Genomic DNA, 20,317 nt, shown 5'->3' with positions numbered 1-20,317 from the left:
ATGGACATCACCGCCCCTCTCATCGCCGGTCTGATCATCGCGCTCTTCGCGATCTTCACCGTCGTGCGAGCGGTCCGCATCGTGCCGCAGGCACGCGCGCGCAACGTCGAACGGCTGGGCCGCTACCACCGCACGCTCACCCCCGGACTCAGCCTCGTCATCCCCTACATCGACCGGGTGCACCCGCTGATCGACCTGCGCGAGCAGGTGGTCTCGTTCAAACCGCAGCCGGTCATCACCGAGGACAACCTGGTCGTCGAGATCGACACCGTGCTGTACTTCCAGGTCACCGATCCGCGGGCGGCCTTCTACGAGATCGCCAGTTTCCTCCAGGCCGTCGAACAGCTCACCGTCACCACCCTGCGCAACGTCGTGGGGTCCATGGACCTGGAGAAGACCCTCACCTCCCGGGACACCATCAACAGCCAGCTCCGCGGGGTGCTGGACGAGGCCACCGGCAAGTGGGGACTGCGGGTCAACCGGGTGGAGATCAAGGCGATCGACCCGCCGCAGTCCATCAAGGAGGCGATGCAGAAGCAGATGCGCGCCGAGCGGGACAAGCGGGCCGCGATCCTGGGCGCCGAGGGGCAGCGCCAGTCGAAGATCCTCACCGCCGAGGGCGACAAGCAGGCGGCCGTGCTGCGCGCGGAGGGCAACCGGACGGCCGCGATCCTGGAGGCCGAGGGACAGTCCCGGGCCATCGACGAGGTGTTCCAGGCCGTGCACCGCAACGACCCCGACCCCAAGCTCCTCGCCTACCAGTACCTCCAGGCGCTCCCCCAGCTCGCGCAGGGCGAGGGCAACAACTTCTGGGTGATCCCCAGCGAGATCACCTCGGCCCTGCAGGGGGTGTCGCGGGCCTTCACCGAGGTGCTGCCGCCGTCACCGGCCACCCGCGAGAAGCCGTCGGCCGACGACAGCACCACCCGGGCCGCCGACGACACCGCCCAGGCGGCCCAGGCCGCGGCTCAGGCCCTCGCGGACGCCGCCGAGGCCGACAGCGGCACCCCGGGCGCGCGCCTCCGGCACCACCGGCTCACGGAGGGCGGCGACGACAGCGGTGCGTGAGGGAGGCCCGCGGGCCTCGTCTCAGCCCGCCTGCGCGGCGAACGCCTCGTGGGCCCGGTCGTCGAAGAGGACGAACCTCACCTCTTCGACGGCCGTCGGCGTGTTCCGCACCGTCCCGACCGCGATGCGGGCCGCGTCGTCCAGCGGCCAGCGGTACACGCCGGTGGAGATCGCCGGGAAGGCGACGGTGCGGGCGCCCAGCTCGTCGGCCACGCGCAGCGACTCCCGGTAGCAGGAGGCGAGCGGCGCGGGATCGCTGCCGGGTCCCTGGTACACGGGGCCGACGGTGTGGATCACCCAGCGGGCGTCCAGGCGGCCCGCGGTGGTGGCCACCGCCTGCCCGGTGGGCAGTCCCCTGCCGGTGGGGGTCCCCCCGCTCGAGCGAAGCCGCGAGTGGGGGAGGGCCGCACGGAGGGCGCGGCACTCGGCCAGGATCTCGGGGCCTCCCGCGCGGTGGATGGCGCCGTCGACGCCGCCCCCGCCGAGCAGGGAGGAGTTGGCCGCGTTGACGAGGGCGTCGGCGCTCTGGCGGGTGATGTCGCCCCGGACGAGGGTGAGGGTGGGGGTCATGTCTGTCGCAGCCTCTTCCAGACGGCCTTCGCGGCGTTGTGGCCCGACATGCCGTGCACGCCGGGACCGGGCGGGGTGGCCGACGAGCAGATGAAGACGGCGGGGTGCGGGGTGGCGTAGGGGAACAGGGACAGCCTGGGGCGCAGCAGCAGGCGGAGCCCGGAGGCGGCGCCGGTGGCGATGTCCCCGCCGACGTAGTTGGCGTTGCGGGCCGCGAGTTCGGGCGGTCCGGCGGTGGCCCGGGCCAGTACGCGGTCGCGGAAGCCGGGGGCGTAGCGCTCCAGCTGGCGCTCGACGGCGTCGGTGAGGTCGCCGGTCCAGCCGTTCGGCACATGGCCGTAGGCCCAGAAGACGTGTCGGCCGGCGGGGGCGCGGGTGGGGTCGGCGACACCGGGCTGCACCGTGATGAGGAACGGGGCGTCGGGAGCGCGTCCCTCGCGGGAGGCGGCGCGCAGGGCGGCGCCGATCTCGCCGCTGTCGGCACCGATCTGCACGGTGCCGGCCCTGCGGGCCTCGGGCGCGGTCCACGGCACGGGGCCGTCCAGGGCGTAATCGATCTTGAAGACGCCGGGGCCGTAGCGGTAGTTCGCGTAGTGGTCGCCGAAGCCGGCGATGCGGGCGAGGGCGGTGGGCGAGGTGTCGAAGACGTAGGCGCGGGCGGGCGGCAGGTCGTCGAGGCGCTTGACCTCGTAGTCGGTGTGGACGGTGCCGCCGAGGTCCTTCAGGTATGCGGCGAGGGCGTCGGAGAGCGCCTGGGAGCCGCCGCGGGCGACGGGCCAGCCGCGGGCGTGCGCGGCGAGGGCGAAAACCAGGCCGACGGCGCCCGTGGCGAAGCCGCTCAGGGGAGCCATGACGTGGGCGACGAGACCGGCGAACAGGGTGCGGGCCCGCTCGTCGCGGAAGCGGCGGGTGAGCCAGGTCGACGGGGGCAGTCCGACCAGGCCGAAGCGGGCGAGGGTGACCGGGTCGCGGGGCAGGGCGGTCAGCGGCAGCGACATGAAGTCGCGGGCCAGGGTGTCCCACCGGGGCAGGAAGGGCTCGACGAGGCGGCGGTACGCGCCGGCGTCGCGCGGTCCGAAGGAGGCGGCCGTCTCGGCGACCGACCGGGACAGCACGGCCGCCGTGCCGTCCGGGAAGGGGTGGGCCATGGGCAGCGGCGCGTGCAGCCACTCCAGGCCGTAGCGCTCCAGCGGGAGGGCGCGGAACGCGGGTGAGTTGACGCCGAGGGGGTGGGCGGCGGAGCACGGGTCGTGGCGGAATCCGGGGAGGGTGAGCTCCTCGGTGCGGGCGCCGCCGCCCACGGTGCCCTTCGCCTCGAACAGGGCCACCGAGAAGCCGCGCCGGGCCAGCTCCACGGCGGCGGTCAGCCCGTTCGGCCCCGCCCCCACCACGACCGCATCGAGCATCGACGGCACCTTCGGACTCCTTTGTCAGCGGGTGGCCACTGGAGGTTCAGGATATGCCGGGGCTCCGGCGGCCCTCCGGGCCGCTCCGGTCAGGCCGCCTCCTCCAGCAGTCCCACCACCCGGTGCGCGGTGGCGGCGTCCCGGGCCGCGGTGAAGGGCAGGGTGTTGCCGCCCCGGATGTCGAAGGGCCTGCCCGCGCGGGTGAGGTGGGTGCCTCCCGCCTCCTCCACGAGGAGCAGTCCGGCCGCGTGGTCCCACGCCGCCTCCCAGCCGAAGGCGGTGGCGTCGGACTCGCCGCGGGCGACGGCCAGGTACTCCAGCCCGGCCGAGCCGCAGGGGCGGGGCGCGACCCCGTCCGTCCGCAGACCGAGCAGGGAGCGCTTCTGGGCGTCCGTGGTGAAGTCCGGGTGGGAGGTGGCCACCCGCAGGTCCTGGCCGGGCAGCGGGGAGCCGGCGCGCAGCCGCTCCCCGTCGAGGTGGGCGCCGTGTCCCCGGACGGCCGTGGCGAGCCGGTCGTGGACGGGGGCGTAGGTCCAGGAGGCGTGGACGACGCCGCGCACCGCGAGGGCGACCAGGGTGCAGAAACCGGACTCGCCGTGCACGAACTGGCGGGTTCCGTCGACGGGGTCGACGATCCAGACCGGCGCGTCGCCCCGTATCGCCTCGTAGGAGGCCGGGTCGGCGTGCACCGCTTCCTCGCCCACGACCACGGAGCCGGGCAGCAGGGCGGCGAGCACCCCGGTGAGGTACAGCTCGGCGTTGCGGTCGGCGTCCGTCACCAGGTCGTGCGGGCCCGCCTTGCGGTCCACCTCGTGGTCGGCCAGGCGCCGCCAGCGCGGCATGATCTCCTGCGCGGCGGCCTTGCGGACGGCGTCCTCCACGTCGGGGGAGCGCCGGGTGAGAAACTCGTCGATGGTTTCGTTGTGGTTCTCGATCATGTCTCCATGAGAGCACGCGCCTCTGACATTCCCGTCCCTCCCGGTGCACCCCGGGTGGAAAGGGCATGAAAATGGGGTGCCGGCCGCCCGGTGAGTGGGCTCAGCGGCCCACGGCGTAGCCCTGCTGACCGCGCGGGTTCGCGGCCGCGGAGAGGACGCCGGTGGCGGGGTCCCGTGCGACGGCGCAGAGCCGGCCCTCCGACCAGGCGTCGCCGACCGTGACCTGGTGGCCGCGGCGGCGCAGCGCGTCCACCACCGCCGGGTCGGTGCGGGACTCGACGGTGACGCTGCCGGGGCGCATGCCGCGCGGGTAGAAGGAGCCGGGGAAGCTGTCGTTGTGCCAGTTCGGGGCGTCGACGGCGCCCTGGAGGTCGAGTCCGCCGCGTACCTTCGCGCGCAGGACGACGGCGAGGAAGAAGTGCAGCTGCCACTGGTCCTGCTGGTCCCCGCCGGGCGTGCCGAACGCCATGACGGGCACGCCGTCGCGCAGCGCGAGCGACGGGGTGAGGGTGGTCCGGGGCCGGCGGCCGGGGGTGAGGGTGTTGGGCAGGCCCTCCTCCAGCCAGGTCATCTGCAGCCGGGTGCCGAGGGGGAAGCCCAGTTCGGGCACGACCGGGTTGGACTGGAGCCAGCCGCCGCTGGGGGTGGCCGCGACCATGTTGCCCCAGCGGTCGACGACGTCGAGGTGGCAGGTGTCGCCGCGGGTGCCGCCGTCGGCGGTGACCTCGGGTTCGCCGGGCACGGGGGACGTGGGGCCCTTGGCGACGGTGGGCTCGCCGGCGCCCATCGGGCCGGCGCCCGGGTCCTCGGTGGCCACCACCCGCGCGTGGGCGCTCAGCCGCGGGACGCGCCCGCCGGGGCTGCCGGGGCGCAGGTCGAGGGAGGCACGGGGGCCGACCGCGGTCCGCCGCTCGGCGTTGTACTCGGCCGACAGCAGGTCGTCGAGCGGCACCTCGGCGGCGTCCCCGTACCAGGCCTCACGGTCGGCCATGGCGAGCTTGCAGCCCTCGATCAGCAGGTGCAGGTAGTCGGCGGAGCCGTAGGGGGGCAGTTCGGGCGGGAGCAGGGCGAGTTGCTGGAGCAGCACCGGGCCCTGGCTCCAGGGGCCCGCCTTGCACACGGTCCAGTCGCCGTAGTCGTAGGTCACCGGGGCCTCGTAGCCGGCGGACCAGCCGGCGAGGTCGGCGGCGGTGAGGGTGCCGCGGTGACGCTCGCCGCTGGTGTCCAGGGTGGGGCGCTCCGACTGGCGGACCAGGGCCTCGGCGATGAACCCGGTCCGCCACACCTCCCGCGCCGCGTCCAGCTGTTCCTCCCTGTCCCCCGCCCCCGCGACCTCGGCGAGCAGCCGCTTCCAGGTGGCGGCCAGGGCGGGGTTGCGCAGCAGCTCGCCGGGGCGCGGGGGGTGGCCGCCGGGCAGGTACACCTCGGCGGAGGACGTCCACTCCGTCTCGAACAGTTCGCGTACGGTCTCGACGGTCCGGCCGACGCGCTCCACGGGCGGGTGCCCGTCCTCGGCGTAGCCGATGGCGTACTTCAGGACGTCGGCGAGGGACTTGGTGCCGTGGTCGCGCAGCAGCAGCATCCAGGCGTCGAAGGCGCCGGGCACGGCCGCGGCGAGCGGTCCGGTGCCGGGGACCAGGTCCAGGCCGAGCCCCTTGTAGTGGGCGACGGTCGCCCCGGCCGGTGCGACGCCCTGCCCGCACAGCACCCGCACCTCCCCGCCGGCCGGCGCGAGCAGGATCGGCACCTCGCCGGCCGGTCCGTTGAGGTGCGGTTCGACCACGTGCAGGACGAAGGCGCCGGCCACGGCGGCGTCGTAGGCGTTGCCGCCGTCCTCCAGCACGGCCATCGCCGACTGGGAGGCCAGCCAGTGCGTGGAGGACACCATGCCGAAGGTGCCCTGGAGGGTGGGACGGGTGGTGAACTGCATCTCTCACCTCGAAGTGCGCGCGCCGGTGACCTCGGGCCTCGAACAGGCAGCAGGCTATCGACCGGGTGTGCACGGCGGTGCCGGGGGCGTGTCAGGGGTTGGTGAAGGCGTGCGCGGCGCGGGGCGGGAGGCCGGTGGGCGTCCCGCCCCGCGTGCCATGCTTCGCCGTTCGTCCTCCGGCCGGGGCCCGTCAGGGTGCGAGGGCGTCCGCGAACGTGCGGGTCAGGGCGGTCGGGGCCGTGATCGCGGTGCCCACGACGACGCTGAGGGCGCCCGCTTCGAGTGCCCGGGCGGCCTGCTCCGGGGTCGCGATGCGGCCCTCGGCGATCACGGGAACGGTGAGCGCGGCGGCGAGGTCGGCGACGAGGGCGAGGTCGGGGGCGGTCTGCACGGGTGAGCCGGGCACGTAGCCGGAGAGGGTCGTGCCCACGAAGTCGGCTCCCCGCTCGGCGGCCTCGCGGCCCTCGTCGAAGGTCGACACATCGGCCATCACCAGGGCGCCGGCCGCGTGGACGGCCTCGACGAGTTCGGCGAAGGTGCTGCCGTCGGGGCGGGGGCGGGCGGTGGCGTCGGCCGCGACGACCGCCGCGCCGGCGTCCACCAGGGCGAGGGCGTGGCGCACGGTCGGGGTGATGAAGACACCGCTGTCGCCGTCCTTCCACAGGCCGATCACCGGGAGGTCGACGGCGGCGACGGTGGCGGCGACGACCTCCGGGTCGTTGACCCGGACGGCCGCCGCGCCGCCGGCCCGTGCCGCGAGGGTCATCCGGACCAGGGTGTCGGTGTGCCGCATCGGGTCGCCGGGCGGGGCCTGGCAGGACACGATCAGTCGGCCCTCGAGGGCCTCGGCCAGGGGCGGGGTCATCGCGGTGCTCCGGTGGTGTGGGGGTGGTGCAGGGGCAGGGTGCGGGTCAGCGCGGCCGCGCCGAGGACCGCGGCGTCGGTTCCGCCGCGGGGCGGTACGGGCCGCAGTTTCCGCAAGGGGGGCATGAGTTCGGCGGCGAACGCCGTGTTCAGTGCGTCCAGGTAGCGGGCGCCGATGCGGGGCACTCCGCCGCCGACGACCACGCGGTGGGCCCCCAGCGCGTTGGCGAGGCCGCCCAGGGCACGGCCGACGGCCCGGGCGCCGAGCACGATGGCCGCGGTGGCGTGCGGCTCGCCCTCGGCCGCGCGGGCGGCGACCGTTTCCAGGCGGTCGGCGGGCAGTCCGCTCGTCCGGGTGTAGTGGGCGGTGATGCCGGGGCCGGCGGCGATCGCCTCGAGGTGCCCGATGGCGCCGCAGGTGCAGGGCAGTCCCTCGGCCTCGGGGCTCGGCAGGTGCCCGAGGTGCCCGGCGATCCCGGCCGCCCCGTGCAGCATGCGCCCGTCCACGGCGACGGCGCCGCCCACGCCGGTGCCGACGGCGGCGTAGATCAGGGTCGTGCCGGTCTCGTTCCCGTCGGCGTGCGGGCCGGACAGTTCGGTGGCCGCCGCGGCGCGTACGTCGTTGTCGCAGGCGACCGGGAGGCCGGTGCGGGCGGCGAGGCCGGTGGCCAGGGCCGTGCCGGCCCAGCCGCGGATGGTGTCGGTGGCGCTGGTGACCGTGCCGCCGACCGGGTCGATGACGCCGGCGGCGGCGACCCCGACGGCCGCCGCGGCCGGTGTCCACACCGCGCGGACCTCCCGGGCCAGCGCGTCGAGCACCGCCTCCGCGCCCGCCGTCGCCGGGGTGGGCAGGGAGTGCCGGGCGAGGACGGTGCCGTCGGCCGCGACGAGAGCGGCGGCGATCTTCGTGCCGCCCAGGTCGAGGCCGATCACCGGTGCGCCGCCCGGAACGTGTGCCGTCATCGGACGGGAAGCAGGCCGGCGCAGCGCAGCCGCTCCTCGACGAGGGCGACGGAGGCGTCGCCGAGCTGGACCTGCGGTGCGGCGGTGGTGCCCTCGGCGAACACCCCGAGCAGGCGCAGCGCGTGCTTGAACGCGCCGATGGCGGAGGAGTTGCGGCCCATCTCGCCCTCCGGTCCGGCGTCGACCATGCCGAACAGCTCGACCAGGCGTTCCTGTTCCTTGACGGCGCCGTCGAAGTCGCCGCCGCGCACGGCGTCGTAGAGGCGTACGTAACCGGCGGGGTCCACGTTGCCGAGGCCGGGGACGACACCGTCGGCGCCGGCCAGCAGGGCGGCGTCCACGGTGAGTTCGGAGCCGGTGAGGATGCTGAAGGCGGGGGCGGGGCCGTCGGCGCGGCCGTGGCGTCCGCCGAGCTCGACGATGAGCCGGCGCAGGCCGCCCTCGTCGCCGCTGCTGTCCTTGAGGCCGGCCAGGGTGCCGTCCTCGGCGAGTGCGCGGACCAGGGCGGGCGACAGCTTGCTGTGCACCGAGACCGGGAGGTCGTAGGCGTACAGGGGCAGGTCGACGCGGGAGCGCAGGGTGCGGAAGTGGTGGGCGATCTCGACGGGGTGGGTGCGGGCGTAGAACGGCGCGGTGGCGACCAGGGCGTCGGCGCCCGCGTCGCGGGCGGCCTCGGCGTGGACGAGGACGCGGGGGGTGGTGGTGTCGATGACGCCGGCGAGGACGGGCACGCGGCCGGCGACGGTCTCGACGACGGTCCGCAGTGTCACGTCGCGCTGCCGGTCGGTGAGGAAGGCGACCTCGCTGCTGGAGCCCAGGGCGAACAGCCCGTGCACTCCCCCGCTCACGAGGTGTTCCACGTGCCGGGTGAGCGAGACGGTGTCGACGTCGCCCGACGCATCCAGGGGGGTGCAGACGGGCGGCACGACACCGCGGAGGGGCTGGGACGAGGACATGGTGACTCCTGGGCTGTGCGGACGGTGGTACGGGGTGGGCGGGCCGCCCGCGGCCGGTGGCGCGCGGGCGGCCCGGCGGCGGGGGTGCTAGGGGGCGGTCACGGTGAGCGTGTGGTCACCGTAGGACCGCTGGGTGCCGCGCACGAGGTAGGTGGCGGTCGTCGGCACGGCGCCCGCGGTGGCGTTCGCCGGGACGGTGACGGGGATCCTCATGTTGGCTCCCTGGCCGGGCTTGAGCGCGGGCACGGTGACGGCCGGGGCGCTCCAGCCGGAGGGCAGGGTGAGGGAGACCGATCCGGAGGGCAGGTCCTTGTCGTTCTGGCTGACGACGCGGACGGTGACCTCGGTGGTCTTCCCCGCGGGCAGGGAGGCGGGCGGGGTGATGGTGACGGGCGCGCAGACGCCGCCGAGCCACTGCAGGTCGAAGGAGGAGTAGGTGATGTGCTGGTAGTTGGCGCGCTCCCACAGCATGCCGATCCGGTCGTCGCCCATGGTGCCGCTGCCGAGGGGGGTGATGGTGGAGTAGGCGGCCGAACCGGCCTCCGCGGTCTTGCGGACGGGCCAGTTCTGCCCGTTGTCGCAGGAGAGCCGTACGGTGAGGTTGCTGCGGCTGTTGGTGGTCGCCGTGTTGCTGAACATCAGCCACTGGGCGCGCGGGTGCGTCGCGGCCACGTCGGGGGCGAAGCGCATGACGGCGCCGTTGTTGGCGGGGTCGGGCAGTTCCCTGTCCTGCTGGAACGGTGTGTAGGTGACACCGCCGTCGGTCGAGTAGGCGACCGTGCGGTAGGGGGCGGAGCGGTTGTTGAGCATGACGCGGCCGTCGGAGAGTTCGACGGTCTTGTTCTCGTCGCCGCCGGGGCCGACCGGGGTGCCCATCTTCCAGGTGGCGCCGTGGTCGTCGCTGTAGGCGCTGACCGCGTAGTTGGCGCCGTTGTTGCGGATCGCGTACTGCTGGATGAGGCGGCCCTTGTACGTGCCGTGGCGCAGCTGGATGCCCTCGCCGGAGGCGGCGAACATGCCGGCCCAGGCCGGGTTCTTGATCTCGGCGGTGATCCGCTCGTGCTTCCAGGTCAGGCCGTCGTCGTCGGAGTAGCTGTAGTCGGCCTGGAGGACGTTCGGGTCGTTCTCGTCGTTGCCGGTGGCGGAGCCGAAGAAGCCCTGGTGGACGGAGGCGGCGTAGAAGACGAAGACGCGGCCCGTCTCCCGGTCGACGAGGAGGCTGGGGTCGCCGAAGCCCTTGGGGGCGGCTTCCTTGCGGACCACCTGCTGGGCCTGCCAGGTGGTGCCGCCGTCGGTGCTGCGGCGCAGGACCACACCGAGGTTGCCGGGCAGGTCCGCGAGGGTGGGCCGGGCGTCGTACGCGGCGAGCAGGGTGCCCTTGGTGGTGCGGGTGAGGGCGGGGATGCGGTAGTAGGGGGAGCCGGTCCCGGCGGTGGCGATGTTCTGCGAGGTGAGGGTGCCGGGAGCGGGGGCGGCGGCCTGCTGGCCGGCGGTGTACCCGGTGGGCGTGCCAGCGATCAGGAGGGCCAGGGTGGCGCCGGCGGTGGCGGTGGCCAGGGTGACTCTACGCTGCATGAACGGGCCTCTTCTCGGGAGTGGGGTCAGGCGAGTTGGGGATCGTGCAGGGTGGAGGGGGCTGGGTCGTCGAGGGCGTGGGGTGAGGTGAGCAGGTCCCGGACCCAGGCGAGTTGCTCGCGGCGGTGGTGGCCGCCGCCGCCCTCGTGGCCGTTGAACTCGTAGACCCGCAGGTCCTTCGCGCCTCCGTAGCGGTGATAGGCGGCGAAGCAGGTGGAGGGCGGGCAGATGCCGTCCATCATGGCGATGGAGAACAGGGACGGTGCGGTGGCGCGGGAGGCGAGCAGGGCCGCGTCGACGTAGGACAGGGTGGTGAAGACGGTCTCGGTGCGGTCGCGGTACAGGCTCAGGTACTCCGCGATCTCGGTGTAGGGCGGCGCGCCGGCGATCAGTGCGCCGCGGCGGATGTCGCACAGGAACGGGGTGTCGGGCATGACGCCCGCCAGGCCCGGGACGAGCCCGGCGACCGCGAGGGATATGCCGCCGCCCTGGCTGTGCCCGGTGACGACGACCCGGTCGGGGTCGACCGCCGGGTGGGCAAGGGCGGCCTCGACGAAGCGCACGGCGTCGGTGTAGACGCGCCGGTAGTAGTGGTTGTAGGGGCTGTCCACTCCCCGGGTGAGGAAGCCGGGCACATCGCCGTTGAGGGTGACGGTGTCGGGGGTGTCCCCGCCGGCGGTGGACCAGCCCTGGCCGCGGGTGTCCATGATGAAGTGCGCATGGCCGGCGGTCGCCCAGAGGACCTGCTCGTGCGGCAGGCCGCGGCCGCGGCCGTAGCCGAGGAACTCCACGACGCAGCCGAGCGGGCCGTCGGCCCCGGCGGGCAGGTGCAGCCAGCCCCGCACGGGCTCGCCCCCGAATCCGGGCACGGACACGTCGTAGGTCGTGACCTGGCTCAGGCCCGAGTCGACGGGGGTGAACCGCGGGGAGCCGCCGGCCGCTCGGGCCTCGCGCAGGGTCCGGTCCCAGAACGCGTCGAGGTCGGCGGGTTCGTCGAGGTCGGGCCGGAGTGCGAGGCACTGGGCAAGGGTGAGGTCCGTCAGTGGCATGAAGGGGGCCCCGATGGGTGAGGCGTGCGCGCGGCGCAGCGCAGACGAATCGCTGAGAGCACTAAGAGCAGACGTCTGATGTCTGTTGTCCTGGGACCCTAGAGATCCGGAAGGCGACCGTCAAGTGCCCGTCGCCGCGGCCCGGTACCCCGCACGACGCGGCGGAGGCGGCCCCGCACCGGGACCGCCTCCGCCGCGTGACGACCGGGTCAGCGCCGGGCGCGGGCCTCCGCGATCCGCTTGCGCACGGGCGCGTAGTGCTCGGTGAGGGCCGCCGCGAATTCGGCGGGGTCACGGTCCCGCACGGCGTCCACGATGCGCTGGTGATTGGCGATGGTGGCGGCTTCGTCCTCGTGGGTGAAGACGTCGAGGTGGGGCGCGACGATGACGTAGACGTCCCAGAACGCCGCGGACAGCTGCCCGATCAGGTCGTTGCCGAGGGGGGCGACGAGCAGGGTGTGGAAGGCACGGTCGGACTCGACGAAGCCGTGCCCCTCACCGGCGCCCGCCTTGCGCATCTCGTCGACGAGCGACGCCAGCCGGTCGATCTGCTCGCCGCTGAGGGACTCCACGAGCCGTTCCGACATGCCGCGCTCGAACAGCTCGCGGACCTCGACGAGGTCGCTCATCACCTGGAAGTCGTCGTCGGGACTGAGCAGTCCGCGGAAGGCGAGGCTCTCCACCAGGGCGGACAGGCTGAGCCGGCCGACGTAGGTGCCGTGACCGTGCCGCACCTCGACGATGTCGAGCGCGGTGAGGATCCGGATGGCCTCCCGCACGCTGGAGCGGCTGGCACCGAGCGCCTCGCACAGCGCGGGCTCGGTGGGCAATGGATCCCCCGGACGCAGCTGATTGCGCAGAATGTACGCCTTGATGCCGTCCACGACCTCCTGCCGCAACGGCTGTCGCGCCGCCTTGGGTTCCGGCACGGTATGCCGAATCGCCTTTTGTCCCACCGCCACCTCTTGACCCCTCTCCCTTGCCCGACTACGTTCCCACGCTATCAAGCGTCAGACATCAGACGTCTGATGCATTGCCGTCGGGGTACGTTCTCGCCGGCCACGTCGTACAGAATCAGCCATTCCGCATTCTCGTCCGCCATGACTCCCCCCGCCAGGAGGAATCCTTGTCCCCGCGCAGCTCAGCCGGCATCGACCGCCGCGCCTTCATGAGATACACCAGCGCCATCGGTGCGGCGGCCGCGATCACCGCGAGCCTCTCCGCCTGCGGCGGTCCGGGCAGCACCAGTGACGACTCCGGCGGGTCCGGCGGCAGCACCGACACCATCGAGGCCGGGCTCTCCTACCCCCTCTCCACGGGCTTCGACCCCATGATCACCTCCGGCGCGACCCCGTTCGCCGCGAACATGCACATCTTCGAGGGTCTGGTGGACCTCGACCCGGCCACGCTCGTCGCGCGGCCGACGCTGGCCACCGCCATGCCGCAGAAGATCAACGCGACCACCTACCGGGCCACCCTCCGCAAGGGTGCCACCTTCCACGACGGTTCGGCCGTCACCGCGGACGACGTGGTGTTCAGCTTCGAGCGCGTCCTGGACCCGAAGAACAACTCGCTGATGGCCCAGTTCGTGCCCTTCATCGACCAGGTGAAGGCGGTCGACGGGACGACGGTCGAGTTCAAGCTGAAGTACGCCTTCGCGCTCTTCCCCTCGCGCATAGCCGTGGTACGGATCGTGCCGAAGAAGATCGCCGGTGCCGACGCCAAGGCGTTCGACGCCAAGCCGGTCGGTTCGGGTCCGTACCGCTTCGTGTCGGCGGTGCGCGAGGACAAGATCGTCATGGAGGCGTACGACAAGTACAACGGCCCCCACCCCGCCAAGGCCAAGAAGATGGTCTGGCGTCTGATCTCCGACCCGTCCGCGCGGGTCAGCGCCCTCAAGTCCGGCCGCGTGCAGGCCATCGAGGACGTGCCCTACATCGACGTCAAGGGCATCACGGGCAAGGACAAGGTCGAGTCCGTCCAGTCCTTCGGGCTGCTCTTCCTGATGTTCAACACCGCCGACAAGCGCTTCGCGGACAAGCGGGTGCGCCAGGCGCTGCACTACGCCCTGGACACCGAGAAGATCATCTCCACCGCCCTGCTGGGCAACGCCGAGGCGGCCACCGGGTACGTTCCGGCCTCGCACCCCGATTTCCACAAGGCTGCCACCGTCTACCGGCACGACCCGGCCAAGGCCAGAAAGCTCCTCGCCGAGGCGGGCGCCGGCAAGCTCTCCTTCACCCTGATGCTCACCGACAACGGCTGGGTCAAGGACATCGCACCGCTGATCAAGGAGAGCTGGGCCGCGGTCGGGGTCGACGCCGAGCTCGACATCCAGCAGTCCGCGGCGCAGTACGCCAAGATCGACAAGGGTGATTTCCAGGCGATGGCCGCGCCGGGCGACCCGTCGGTCTTCGGCAACGACGCCGACCTGCTGCTGCGCTGGTTCTACTACGGCTTCTGGCCGGAGAAGCGCTACGGCTGGGCGGGCAGCGCCGCCTACAAGCAGGTCAAGTCGCTGCTGGACAAGGCAGCGGCGGAGGCCGACGAGGCCGAGCGCAAGAACCTGTGGGGACAGGTGACCGACCTGGTCGCCGACGAGGCCGCCCTCTACCCGGTGCTGCACCGCAAGCTGCCCACCGCCTGGCGCGAGGCCTCGCTGCCCGGGTTCAAGCCGCTGCCGACCACCGGGCTGTCCTTCATCGACGTCGGCCGCGCCTGACCCCGCACGCCCACGACGACGGGCCGCCACGCCTTCACGGGTGGCGGCCCCCGCCCCAATCGCTAGGAACCTCACGATGGTTGCTTTTCTCCGGCTCGCGCTGCGCCGCGTCGCGATGATGCCGGTGATGATCCTCGGCATCGCCCTGCTGGTCTTCGTCGTCCTGCAGTTCTCGCCCGCCGACCCCGCGTACAACGCGCTCGGCGACAGCGCGAGCCCCGAGGCGCGGGCCGCGTTCGCCGAGGAGAACGGTCTCAACGACCCGTTGCCCGTCCGGTACGTCGCCTTCCTCGGCGACCTGCTGCAGGGGGACCTCGGGGTCACCGTGGCGCCCAGCCAGCCCGTGGTCGACCGGATCGCCACGGCCTTCCCGCTCACCCTCCAGCTGACGCTCCTCGGCCTCTCGCTGGCCATCGTGCTGGCCCTGGTCTTCGGCGTCGCCAGCGCCGTCCACCGCGACCGCTGGCCCGACCAGGTCTTCCGGGTGCTGTCCATGATCGGCATCGCCCTGCCGTCGTTCTGGCTCGGTGTCCTGCTCATCCAGCAGTTCGCGCTGAACATGCCGGTCTTCCCGACCGGCGGCTACGTCAACCCGGCCGACTCCTTCTCCGGCTGGCTGGAGAGCCTCGCCCTGCCGGCCATCGCCCTCGCCCTGCCGGTCGCCTCCTCACTGGCCCGGCTGATCCGCACCTCGATGGTCGCCGAACTCGACCGCGACTACGTGCGCACCGCCCGCGGCAGCGGTCTGCCGCCGTCTCTGATCATCCGGTCGGTGCTGCGGAACTCCCTGATCACCCCGCTGACCGTACTCGGCGTCAAGGTGGGCTACATGCTCAGCGGCGCCGTCGTCATCGAGGCGATCTTCGACCTGCCCGGCATGGGCAAGCTGATCCTCGAAGGCGTCAACGGGGGCGACGTCGGCCTGGTCCAGGGCACCGTGCTCACCATCGCCATCGCCTTCCTCGTGGTCAACGTCGTCGTCGACCTGCTCTACCTGCTCGTCAACCCGCGCATCAGGACGGTGTGATGTTCGCCCCACGCTCCCTCGCCGAGCGACTCCGGCCCGGCACCCGCCTGCGTCGCCTGCCCCTGCCCTCGCGGATCGCCTTCGGGGTCCTCCTCGTCGTCGTGCTCGGTGCCGTCCTCGCGCCGCTGCTCACCCAGGACCCGCTCGCCACCGGCACGCCGGCACAGCCGCCGGGCGCCGACCACTGGTTCGGCACCGACCGGGCCGGCCGTGACGTGTTCGCGCGCGTCGTGCACGGAGCCCGCTACTCCCTCGTCATCGGCTTCGGCGCGACCCTCCTCGCGCTGGCCATCGGCTCGGCCCTGGGCGCCCTCGCCGCCACCTCGCGCAAGTTCGCCGACGAGTCGGTGATGCGCACGCTGGACGTCGTCATGTCGTTCCCGCCGATCGCGCTCGCCGCCGTGCTGGTCGCCGTGTTCGGGCCCAGCGTCCCGGTCATCATCTTCACCATCGCCTTCGTCTACTCCCCCTCGCTCGCCCGCGTCGTACGGGCCAACGTGCTGGAGCAGTACGGCGAGGACTACGTCGCCGCCGAGCAGGTGATCGGCGCCCGGCGGCACTACATCGTCGCCCGGCACGTCGCCGTCAACTGTGCCGCTCCGGTCCTGGTGTTCGCGACGGTCATGGTGGCGGACTCGATCATCTTCGAGGCCAGTCTGTCCTTCATCGGCGCCGGTGTGCAGGATCCCGACCCCAGCTGGGGCAGCGTGCTGGCCTACGGCCGGCAGATCCTCCTCTCGGGCGGCTGGTGGGCGACCCTCTTCCCGGGTCTGTGCCTGCTGATCACGGTGCTCGCGCTGAACGTCCTGTCGGAGGGCATGACGGACGCCGCCGCGTCCCCGGACAAGGCCCGTGCCGACGGCGGCGACACCGCCGAGAAGGCCGCCGCCGCCGAGCCGGCCGCCGACCGGGCCGCGGCGGACGCCGCCCTCGCCGAGCTCGCCACCCGCATCGAGGCGACCGAGCCGGCCGTCCCGCCGCTGTCCGCGGACGCCTCCGACCTGCTGGTCGTCCGTGACCTGTCGATCCGCTTCCCCGACCGCTACGGCGACATCCGCGTGGTCGACGGCATCTCCTTCACCGTCCGTGAGGGCGAGACCCTGGGCCTGGTCGGTGAGTCCGGCTGCGGCAAGTCCATCACCAGCCTCGCGATCATGGGCCTGCTGGCCCGCAACGCCGAGGCGGAGGGCGAGATCCTCTACCGGGGCCGGGACCTGCTGAAGCTGTCGCCGAAGGAGCGCCGCGCGCTCATGGGGCCGGAGATCGCGATGGTCTACCAGGACGCCATGTCGTCGCTGAACCCGTCGGTGCTCATCGGCACCCAGCTCAAGCGGCTCACCTCCCGGGGCGGCACCCGCACCCCGGCCGAGCTGCTGGAACTGGTCGGCCTCTCCCCCGAGCGCACCCTGCGCAGCTACCCGCACGAGCTCTCCGGCGGCCAGCGCCAGCGCGTGCTGATCGCGATGGCGCTCTCCCGCAGTCCGCGGCTGCTGATCGCCGACGAGCCGACGACCGCGCTCGACGTGACGGTGCAGGCGCAGGTCGTCGAACTGCTGGTGAAGCTGCGCGACGAACTCGGCTTCGCGATGGTGCTGGTCTCGCACGACCTGGCCCTGGTCGGCGACCTCGCCCACCGGGTCGCGGTCATGTACGCCGGTCAGGTCGCCGAGGCCGGCGACACCCGCGCCCTGCTGACGGACCCCGCCCACCACTACAGCCGGGGTCTGCTCGGCTCCGTCGTCTCGCTGGAGGCCGGGGCACAACGGCTGCACCAGATCCGCGGGGTGGTGCCCGCGCCCAAGGCGTTCGGCGCCGGCTGCCGGTTCGCCTCCCGCTGCGCCGCCGCGACCGAGCTGTGCGCCACCACCCCGCCGCCCGCCACCGACCGCGACGGCGCCGGCGACGGCGACCATCTGTTCGCCTGTCACCACCCGGCGCCGGTGCGCCCGTCGGCCAAGTCGTTGGAGGGTGCCCGATGACCGCCCCGAAGGACACCACGATGGAACCGCTCGTACGGCTCGACCACATCCACGTCCGGCACAAGGCGCGCAGCGGCGGCCTGCTGCGGCGCGACGCCGTGCACGCCCTGACCGACGCCTCCCTGGAGGTCCGGCGCGGCGAGATCCTCGGCCTGGTGGGCGAGTCGGGCTGCGGCAAGTCCACCCTGGCCCGCGTGGTCACCGGCCTCCAGCGCCCGACGGAGGGCGAGGTGTACTTCAAGGGCCAGGACCTGTGGAGGATGCCCGCCGCGGAACGCCGTACCCGCTTCGGGGCCAGTGTCGGCGTGATCTTCCAGGACCCGTCCACCGCCCTGAACCCGCGGCTGTCCGTGAGCCGCATCCTGCGTGACCCGCTGGACGTGCACGGCCGCGGCACCCAGGCCGAGCGTGCGCGGCGGGTCGAGGAACTGCTCGACCTGGTCGGTCTGCCCGGCCACACCATGGGGGCGCTGCCCGGCCAGCTGTCCGGCGGCCAGCGCCAGCGCGTGGCGATCGCCCGCGCGCTCGCCCTGGAGCCGGAGCTGATCGTGGCCGACGAGCCCACCAGCGCCCTGGACGTGTCGGTGCGCGCCCAGATCCTCAACCTCCTGGTGGACCTGCGCTCCCGGCTCGGCCTGGCCATGGTCTTCATCTCCCACGACGTGCAGACCGTGCGCTACCTGGCGGACCGCATCGCGGTGCTCTACCTCGGCCGTGTGGTGGAGGAGGGCCGGGCCGCCCAGGTCTCCGGCGCGTCCCGCCACCCGTACACCGAGGCGCTGCTGTCGGCCACGCCCAGCCTGCTGGAGCGGCCCGAGCGGATCGTGCTGCACGGCCCGGTGCCCTCGGCGACCAACCCGCCCTCCGGCTGCCCCTTCCGCACCCGCTGCTGGAAGGCGGACGACGCGTGCGCCACCGTGTTCCCCGCCGTCTCCGACGGCGGGGACGGGCACCGGTGGCACTGCGTGCACCCGCAGCCGGCGGCGGACACCGCCGCCGCTGTCTGACGGCCCCCGCGCCGGGTCCGGTCCCGAGGTGTGACCCGCCTCCGGGGCCGGGTCCTGCCCGGGGGTCCAGGGCTCGGGGCAGGATCCCGGTGGGCCGCGGCCCCGGGACGGGGGCGCGGGACGGAGTCGTCCCCGGGGGCGGGAGCCGGGACCGGGAGTCAGGGACCGGGGCCGGTCACCGATCTCCGGGGGCAGAGGGCGCGTGCGGGGGCGGGGGAACATCTCCGCCCCCGCGCGTGTTCCCCCAGGGGCGGAACGAAAGGCGGAGCCGTGCACGGTGAGTACAAGGTTCCCGGCGGCAAGCTGGTCGTCGTGGACGTGGATGTGGAGGACGGCGTGCTGCGCCGCGCGCGCGTGGCGGGCGACTTCTTCCTCGAACCCGACGAGGCGCTGGACGCCGTGAACGGCGCCCTGGAAGGCGCCCCCGCCGACACCGACGCCGCCGGTCTGGCGGCACGGATCGACGCGGCCCTCCCCGAGGGGACGGTGATGTACGGGCTCACCTCGGAGGGCGTCGGGATCGCGGTGCGCCGCGCGCTGGCCCACGCCACCGACTGGACCGACTACGACTGGCAGTTGATCCACGAGAGCCCTCAGTCCCCCGCGCTGCACATGGCCCTGGACGAGGTGCTGACCGCCGAGGTCGCCGCCGGCCGGCGTCCGCCGACGCTGCGGGTGTGGGAGTGGGGCGCCCCCGCGGTGATCATCGGCAGTTTCCAGTCGCTGGGCAACGAGGTCGACGCCGAGGGCGCCCGACGTCACGGCATCGAGGTCGTGCGCCGCATCTCCGGCGGCGGCGCGATGTTCGTCGAGCCCGGCAACACCATCACGTACTCCCTGTCGGTGCCGGAGGCACTGGTGCAGGGGCTGTCGTTCCAGGACAGCTACGCCTACCTCGACGACTGGGTGCTCGGCGCGCTCGGCGAGATGGGCATCCGCGCCTGGTACCAGCCGCTGAACGACATCGCCACCGACCAGGGCAAGATCGCCGGCGCCGCCCAGAAGCGGCTCGTCGGCCAGGACGGCGGTCCCGGAGCGGTGCTGCACCACGTGACGATGGCGTATGACATCGACGCCGGCAAGATGCTCGAAGTGCTGCGCATCGGACGGGAGAAGCTGTCCGACAAGGGCACCCGGAGCGCCGGGAAGCGGGTGGATCCGCTGCGCCGGCAGACCGGTCTGCCGCGCGAGGCCGTCATCGACCGGATGATCGACTCCTTCCGCGCCCGGTACGGGCTCGCCGCCGGCAAGGTGACGGACCAGGAACTGTCCCGCGCGCGGGAGTTGGCGCGGACGAAGTTCACCTCGCCGGAGTGGATCGCGCGCGTCCCCTGACGCACACCCAAATCGCCTGTTTTCCAGAGGAATCGAAGCAACCGGCCGCCCCGGACGGTACGCCCCCGTCACCACGCGCCTACGGAGCGAGTTGAGGCTTCCGCGCCACCACAATGCGTGTGACACTGGCGTCCCGTCCGCAGTGCGGACCCCTTCCGCACCAACCCCACGAGAAGTGCGCCGTGCGTTCCTTTCCTCTGCCGATCGCCCTGACCGCGCGCCTGTCCCCGGTGGTCGTCCTCGCCGCGGCGGGATGGGCGCTGTCCTCCGGCCCGCTGTCCGCGCCGGAGGCCGCCGCGGACAAGCCGACCGAGAAGACGAGGACCCAGTCCTCGTCCGCCCCCTCGGAGACCCAGGCGCCGGCGAAGACCTACGCCGCCGCGCCCGCACCGTGCGGCAGCATCGCCGAGGCGAGCGTCAAGTCCCTCGTGCCGGGCGCCAAGACGGCCGGCAAGGAGATACCGTCCACGGACACCAAGCTGCGCCGCACCTGCTCCTGGAACGCCCTCAAGGGCTACGAGTACCGGTGGCTCGACGTGTCCTACGAGGTGCTGGCGTCGGACGAGGCGGCGGAGCGGTCGTACCAGGGGCGGCTGGAGGAGAAGAGCGGCGGGGGCGAGGTGCCCGGGCTCGGGGACGCCGCCTACTCCGTCGTGAACCTCACCACCGAGGACAAGCAGCAGACGCGAGAGGGCGTGGTGCTGGCACGGGCCTCCAACGCGCTGGTGATCGTGACGTACAACGGCAGCGACTTCGAGTCGAAGAAGGCGCCGGCCACGGACGAGATCAACAAGGGCGCGATCAAGGCCGCCAAGGAGGCGGTCGCCGCGCTGGGGAACGCGCCGGAGTGATCCGGAGTTGATGGTTCCGTGACATCTGTCACACCGCGTTTCCGATCTGCGCGGGTCGCTTAGTAGAAACCGCCCCG

At 73.2% G+C, this 20,317-nt stretch carries 17 protein-coding genes; 7 read left to right on the top strand and 10 right to left on the bottom strand.

Going from position 1 to position 20,317, the window contains the following annotated elements; all coding sequences use genetic code 11:
* A complete protein-coding gene (locus IE172_RS19480; protein ID WP_190098520.1) occupies positions 1-1,068 on the top strand; it encodes an SPFH domain-containing protein in 1,068 nt (355 codons plus the stop codon).
* Positions 1,069-1,089: 21 nt separating this feature from the next.
* On the opposite strand, the gene IE172_RS19475 is transcribed toward IE172_RS19480, so the two are convergent.
* The 10 genes from IE172_RS19475 to IE172_RS19430 all read right to left on the bottom strand — a co-directional run bounded on the left by IE172_RS19475 (position 1,090) and on the right by IE172_RS19430 (position 12,281).
* Positions 1,090-1,638 carry an O-acetyl-ADP-ribose deacetylase gene (locus tag IE172_RS19475; protein ID WP_190098519.1) on the bottom strand — a complete coding sequence of 183 codons (549 nt, stop codon included), beginning with the start codon at positions 1,636-1,638 and terminating at the stop codon, positions 1,090-1,092.
* The gene (locus tag IE172_RS19470; RefSeq protein WP_190098518.1) at positions 1,635-3,044 is read right to left on the bottom strand and encodes a phytoene desaturase family protein; all 1,410 of its coding nucleotides are present in this window, start codon (positions 3,042-3,044) and stop codon (positions 1,635-1,637) included. The genes IE172_RS19475 and IE172_RS19470 overlap by 4 nt, the downstream gene beginning before the upstream one ends.
* Positions 3,045-3,133: 89 nt before the next feature.
* The gene (locus IE172_RS19465) at positions 3,134-3,982 is read right to left on the bottom strand and encodes an inositol monophosphatase family protein (protein WP_190098517.1); all 849 of its coding nucleotides are present in this window, start codon (positions 3,980-3,982) and stop codon (positions 3,134-3,136) included.
* A gap of 100 nt (positions 3,983-4,082) precedes the next feature.
* On the bottom strand, positions 4,083-5,912 hold the full coding sequence (locus IE172_RS19460; RefSeq protein ID WP_190098516.1) for a gamma-glutamyltransferase family protein: 1,830 nt from the start codon (positions 5,910-5,912) through the stop codon (positions 4,083-4,085).
* Positions 5,913-6,102: 190 nt separating this feature from the next.
* Complete coding sequence (locus IE172_RS19455; protein ID WP_190098515.1) at positions 6,103-6,777, bottom strand: N-acetylmannosamine-6-phosphate 2-epimerase; 675 nt, start codon at positions 6,775-6,777, stop codon at positions 6,103-6,105.
* Positions 6,774-7,739, bottom strand: a complete 966-nt coding sequence (locus IE172_RS19450; RefSeq protein WP_190098514.1) for an ROK family protein — start codon at positions 7,737-7,739, stop codon at positions 6,774-6,776. Before IE172_RS19450 ends, IE172_RS19455 begins: the two co-directional genes overlap by 4 nt.
* On the bottom strand, positions 7,736-8,695 hold the full coding sequence (locus IE172_RS19445; RefSeq protein ID WP_190098513.1) for a dihydrodipicolinate synthase family protein: 960 nt from the start codon (positions 8,693-8,695) through the stop codon (positions 7,736-7,738). Before IE172_RS19445 ends, IE172_RS19450 begins: the two co-directional genes overlap by 4 nt.
* Before the next feature lie 87 nt (positions 8,696-8,782).
* Positions 8,783-10,270, bottom strand: coding sequence for an exo-alpha-sialidase (locus IE172_RS19440; RefSeq protein WP_190098512.1), 1,488 nt, complete (start codon positions 10,268-10,270; stop codon positions 8,783-8,785).
* A gap of 26 nt (positions 10,271-10,296) precedes the next feature.
* Positions 10,297-11,319, bottom strand: coding sequence for an acetylxylan esterase (locus IE172_RS19435; RefSeq protein WP_190098511.1), 1,023 nt, complete (start codon positions 11,317-11,319; stop codon positions 10,297-10,299).
* A 209-nt stretch (positions 11,320-11,528) separates the two neighbouring features.
* On the bottom strand, positions 11,529-12,281 hold the full coding sequence (locus IE172_RS19430) for a FadR/GntR family transcriptional regulator (RefSeq protein ID WP_403374496.1): 753 nt from the start codon (positions 12,279-12,281) through the stop codon (positions 11,529-11,531).
* A 206-nt stretch (positions 12,282-12,487) separates the two neighbouring features.
* Between IE172_RS19430 and IE172_RS19425 the strand changes: the two genes are divergently transcribed.
* The 6 genes from IE172_RS19425 (at position 12,488) to IE172_RS19400 (ending at position 20,240) form a co-directional block, all read left to right on the top strand.
* Positions 12,488-14,041 (top strand): ABC transporter substrate-binding protein, encoded by a 1,554-nt coding sequence (locus IE172_RS19425; protein ID WP_190098790.1) that lies wholly within the window; start codon positions 12,488-12,490, stop codon positions 14,039-14,041.
* A 76-nt stretch (positions 14,042-14,117) separates the two neighbouring features.
* Entirely contained in the window at positions 14,118-15,068 is a 951-nt protein-coding gene (locus IE172_RS19420; RefSeq protein ID WP_190098509.1) for an ABC transporter permease, read from the top strand.
* A complete protein-coding gene (locus IE172_RS19415) occupies positions 15,068-17,047 on the top strand; it encodes a dipeptide/oligopeptide/nickel ABC transporter permease/ATP-binding protein (RefSeq protein WP_190098508.1) in 1,980 nt (659 codons plus the stop codon). Before IE172_RS19420 ends, IE172_RS19415 begins: the two co-directional genes overlap by 1 nt.
* Positions 17,044-18,054: an ABC transporter ATP-binding protein gene (locus IE172_RS19410; RefSeq protein ID WP_190098507.1), complete on the top strand. Its 1,011-nt coding sequence runs from the start codon at positions 17,044-17,046 to the stop codon at positions 18,052-18,054. Before IE172_RS19415 ends, IE172_RS19410 begins: the two co-directional genes overlap by 4 nt.
* Before the next feature lie 270 nt (positions 18,055-18,324).
* Positions 18,325-19,389: a lipoate-protein ligase LplAB gene (lplAB, locus tag IE172_RS19405; RefSeq protein ID WP_190098506.1), complete on the top strand. Its 1,065-nt coding sequence runs from the start codon at positions 18,325-18,327 to the stop codon at positions 19,387-19,389.
* A gap of 182 nt (positions 19,390-19,571) precedes the next feature.
* Positions 19,572-20,240, top strand: a complete 669-nt coding sequence (locus IE172_RS19400) for a hypothetical protein (RefSeq protein ID WP_190098505.1) — start codon at positions 19,572-19,574, stop codon at positions 20,238-20,240.
* The last annotated feature ends 77 nt before the right edge of the window (positions 20,241-20,317 follow it).

It is taken from the genome of Streptomyces griseoflavus, assembly GCF_014649995.1.
Lineage (GTDB): Bacteria > Actinomycetota > Actinomycetes > Streptomycetales > Streptomycetaceae > Streptomyces > Streptomyces griseoflavus.
Note: the sequence above shows the minus strand (reverse complement) of the source record. Positions and strands in the feature narration are given on the sequence as shown.

Excerpts from the sequence above, each read along its gene's own strand:
- IE172_RS19480 (WP_190098520.1), top strand. The coding sequence starts at position 1 with ATGGACATCACCGCCCCTCTCATCGCCGGTCTGATCATCGCGCTCTTC.
- IE172_RS19475 (WP_190098519.1), bottom strand. The coding sequence starts at position 1,638 with ATGACCCCCACCCTCACCCTCGTCCGGGGCGACATCACCCGCCAGAGC.
- IE172_RS19470 (WP_190098518.1), bottom strand. The coding sequence starts at position 3,044 with ATGCTCGATGCGGTCGTGGTGGGGGCGGGGCCGAACGGGCTGACCGCC.
- IE172_RS19465 (WP_190098517.1), bottom strand. The coding sequence starts at position 3,982 with ATGATCGAGAACCACAACGAAACCATCGACGAGTTTCTCACCCGGCGC.
- IE172_RS19460 (WP_190098516.1), bottom strand. The coding sequence starts at position 5,912 with ATGCAGTTCACCACCCGTCCCACCCTCCAGGGCACCTTCGGCATGGTG.
- IE172_RS19455 (WP_190098515.1), bottom strand. The coding sequence starts at position 6,777 with ATGACCCCGCCCCTGGCCGAGGCCCTCGAGGGCCGACTGATCGTGTCC.
- IE172_RS19450 (WP_190098514.1), bottom strand. The coding sequence starts at position 7,739 with ATGACGGCACACGTTCCGGGCGGCGCACCGGTGATCGGCCTCGACCTG.
- IE172_RS19445 (WP_190098513.1), bottom strand. The coding sequence starts at position 8,695 with ATGTCCTCGTCCCAGCCCCTCCGCGGTGTCGTGCCGCCCGTCTGCACC.
- IE172_RS19440 (WP_190098512.1), bottom strand. The coding sequence starts at position 10,270 with ATGCAGCGTAGAGTCACCCTGGCCACCGCCACCGCCGGCGCCACCCTG.
- IE172_RS19435 (WP_190098511.1), bottom strand. The coding sequence starts at position 11,319 with ATGCCACTGACGGACCTCACCCTTGCCCAGTGCCTCGCACTCCGGCCC.
- IE172_RS19425 (WP_190098790.1), top strand. The coding sequence starts at position 12,488 with ATGAGATACACCAGCGCCATCGGTGCGGCGGCCGCGATCACCGCGAGC.
- IE172_RS19420 (WP_190098509.1), top strand. The coding sequence starts at position 14,118 with ATGGTTGCTTTTCTCCGGCTCGCGCTGCGCCGCGTCGCGATGATGCCG.
- IE172_RS19415 (WP_190098508.1), top strand. The coding sequence starts at position 15,068 with ATGTTCGCCCCACGCTCCCTCGCCGAGCGACTCCGGCCCGGCACCCGC.
- IE172_RS19410 (WP_190098507.1), top strand. The coding sequence starts at position 17,044 with ATGACCGCCCCGAAGGACACCACGATGGAACCGCTCGTACGGCTCGAC.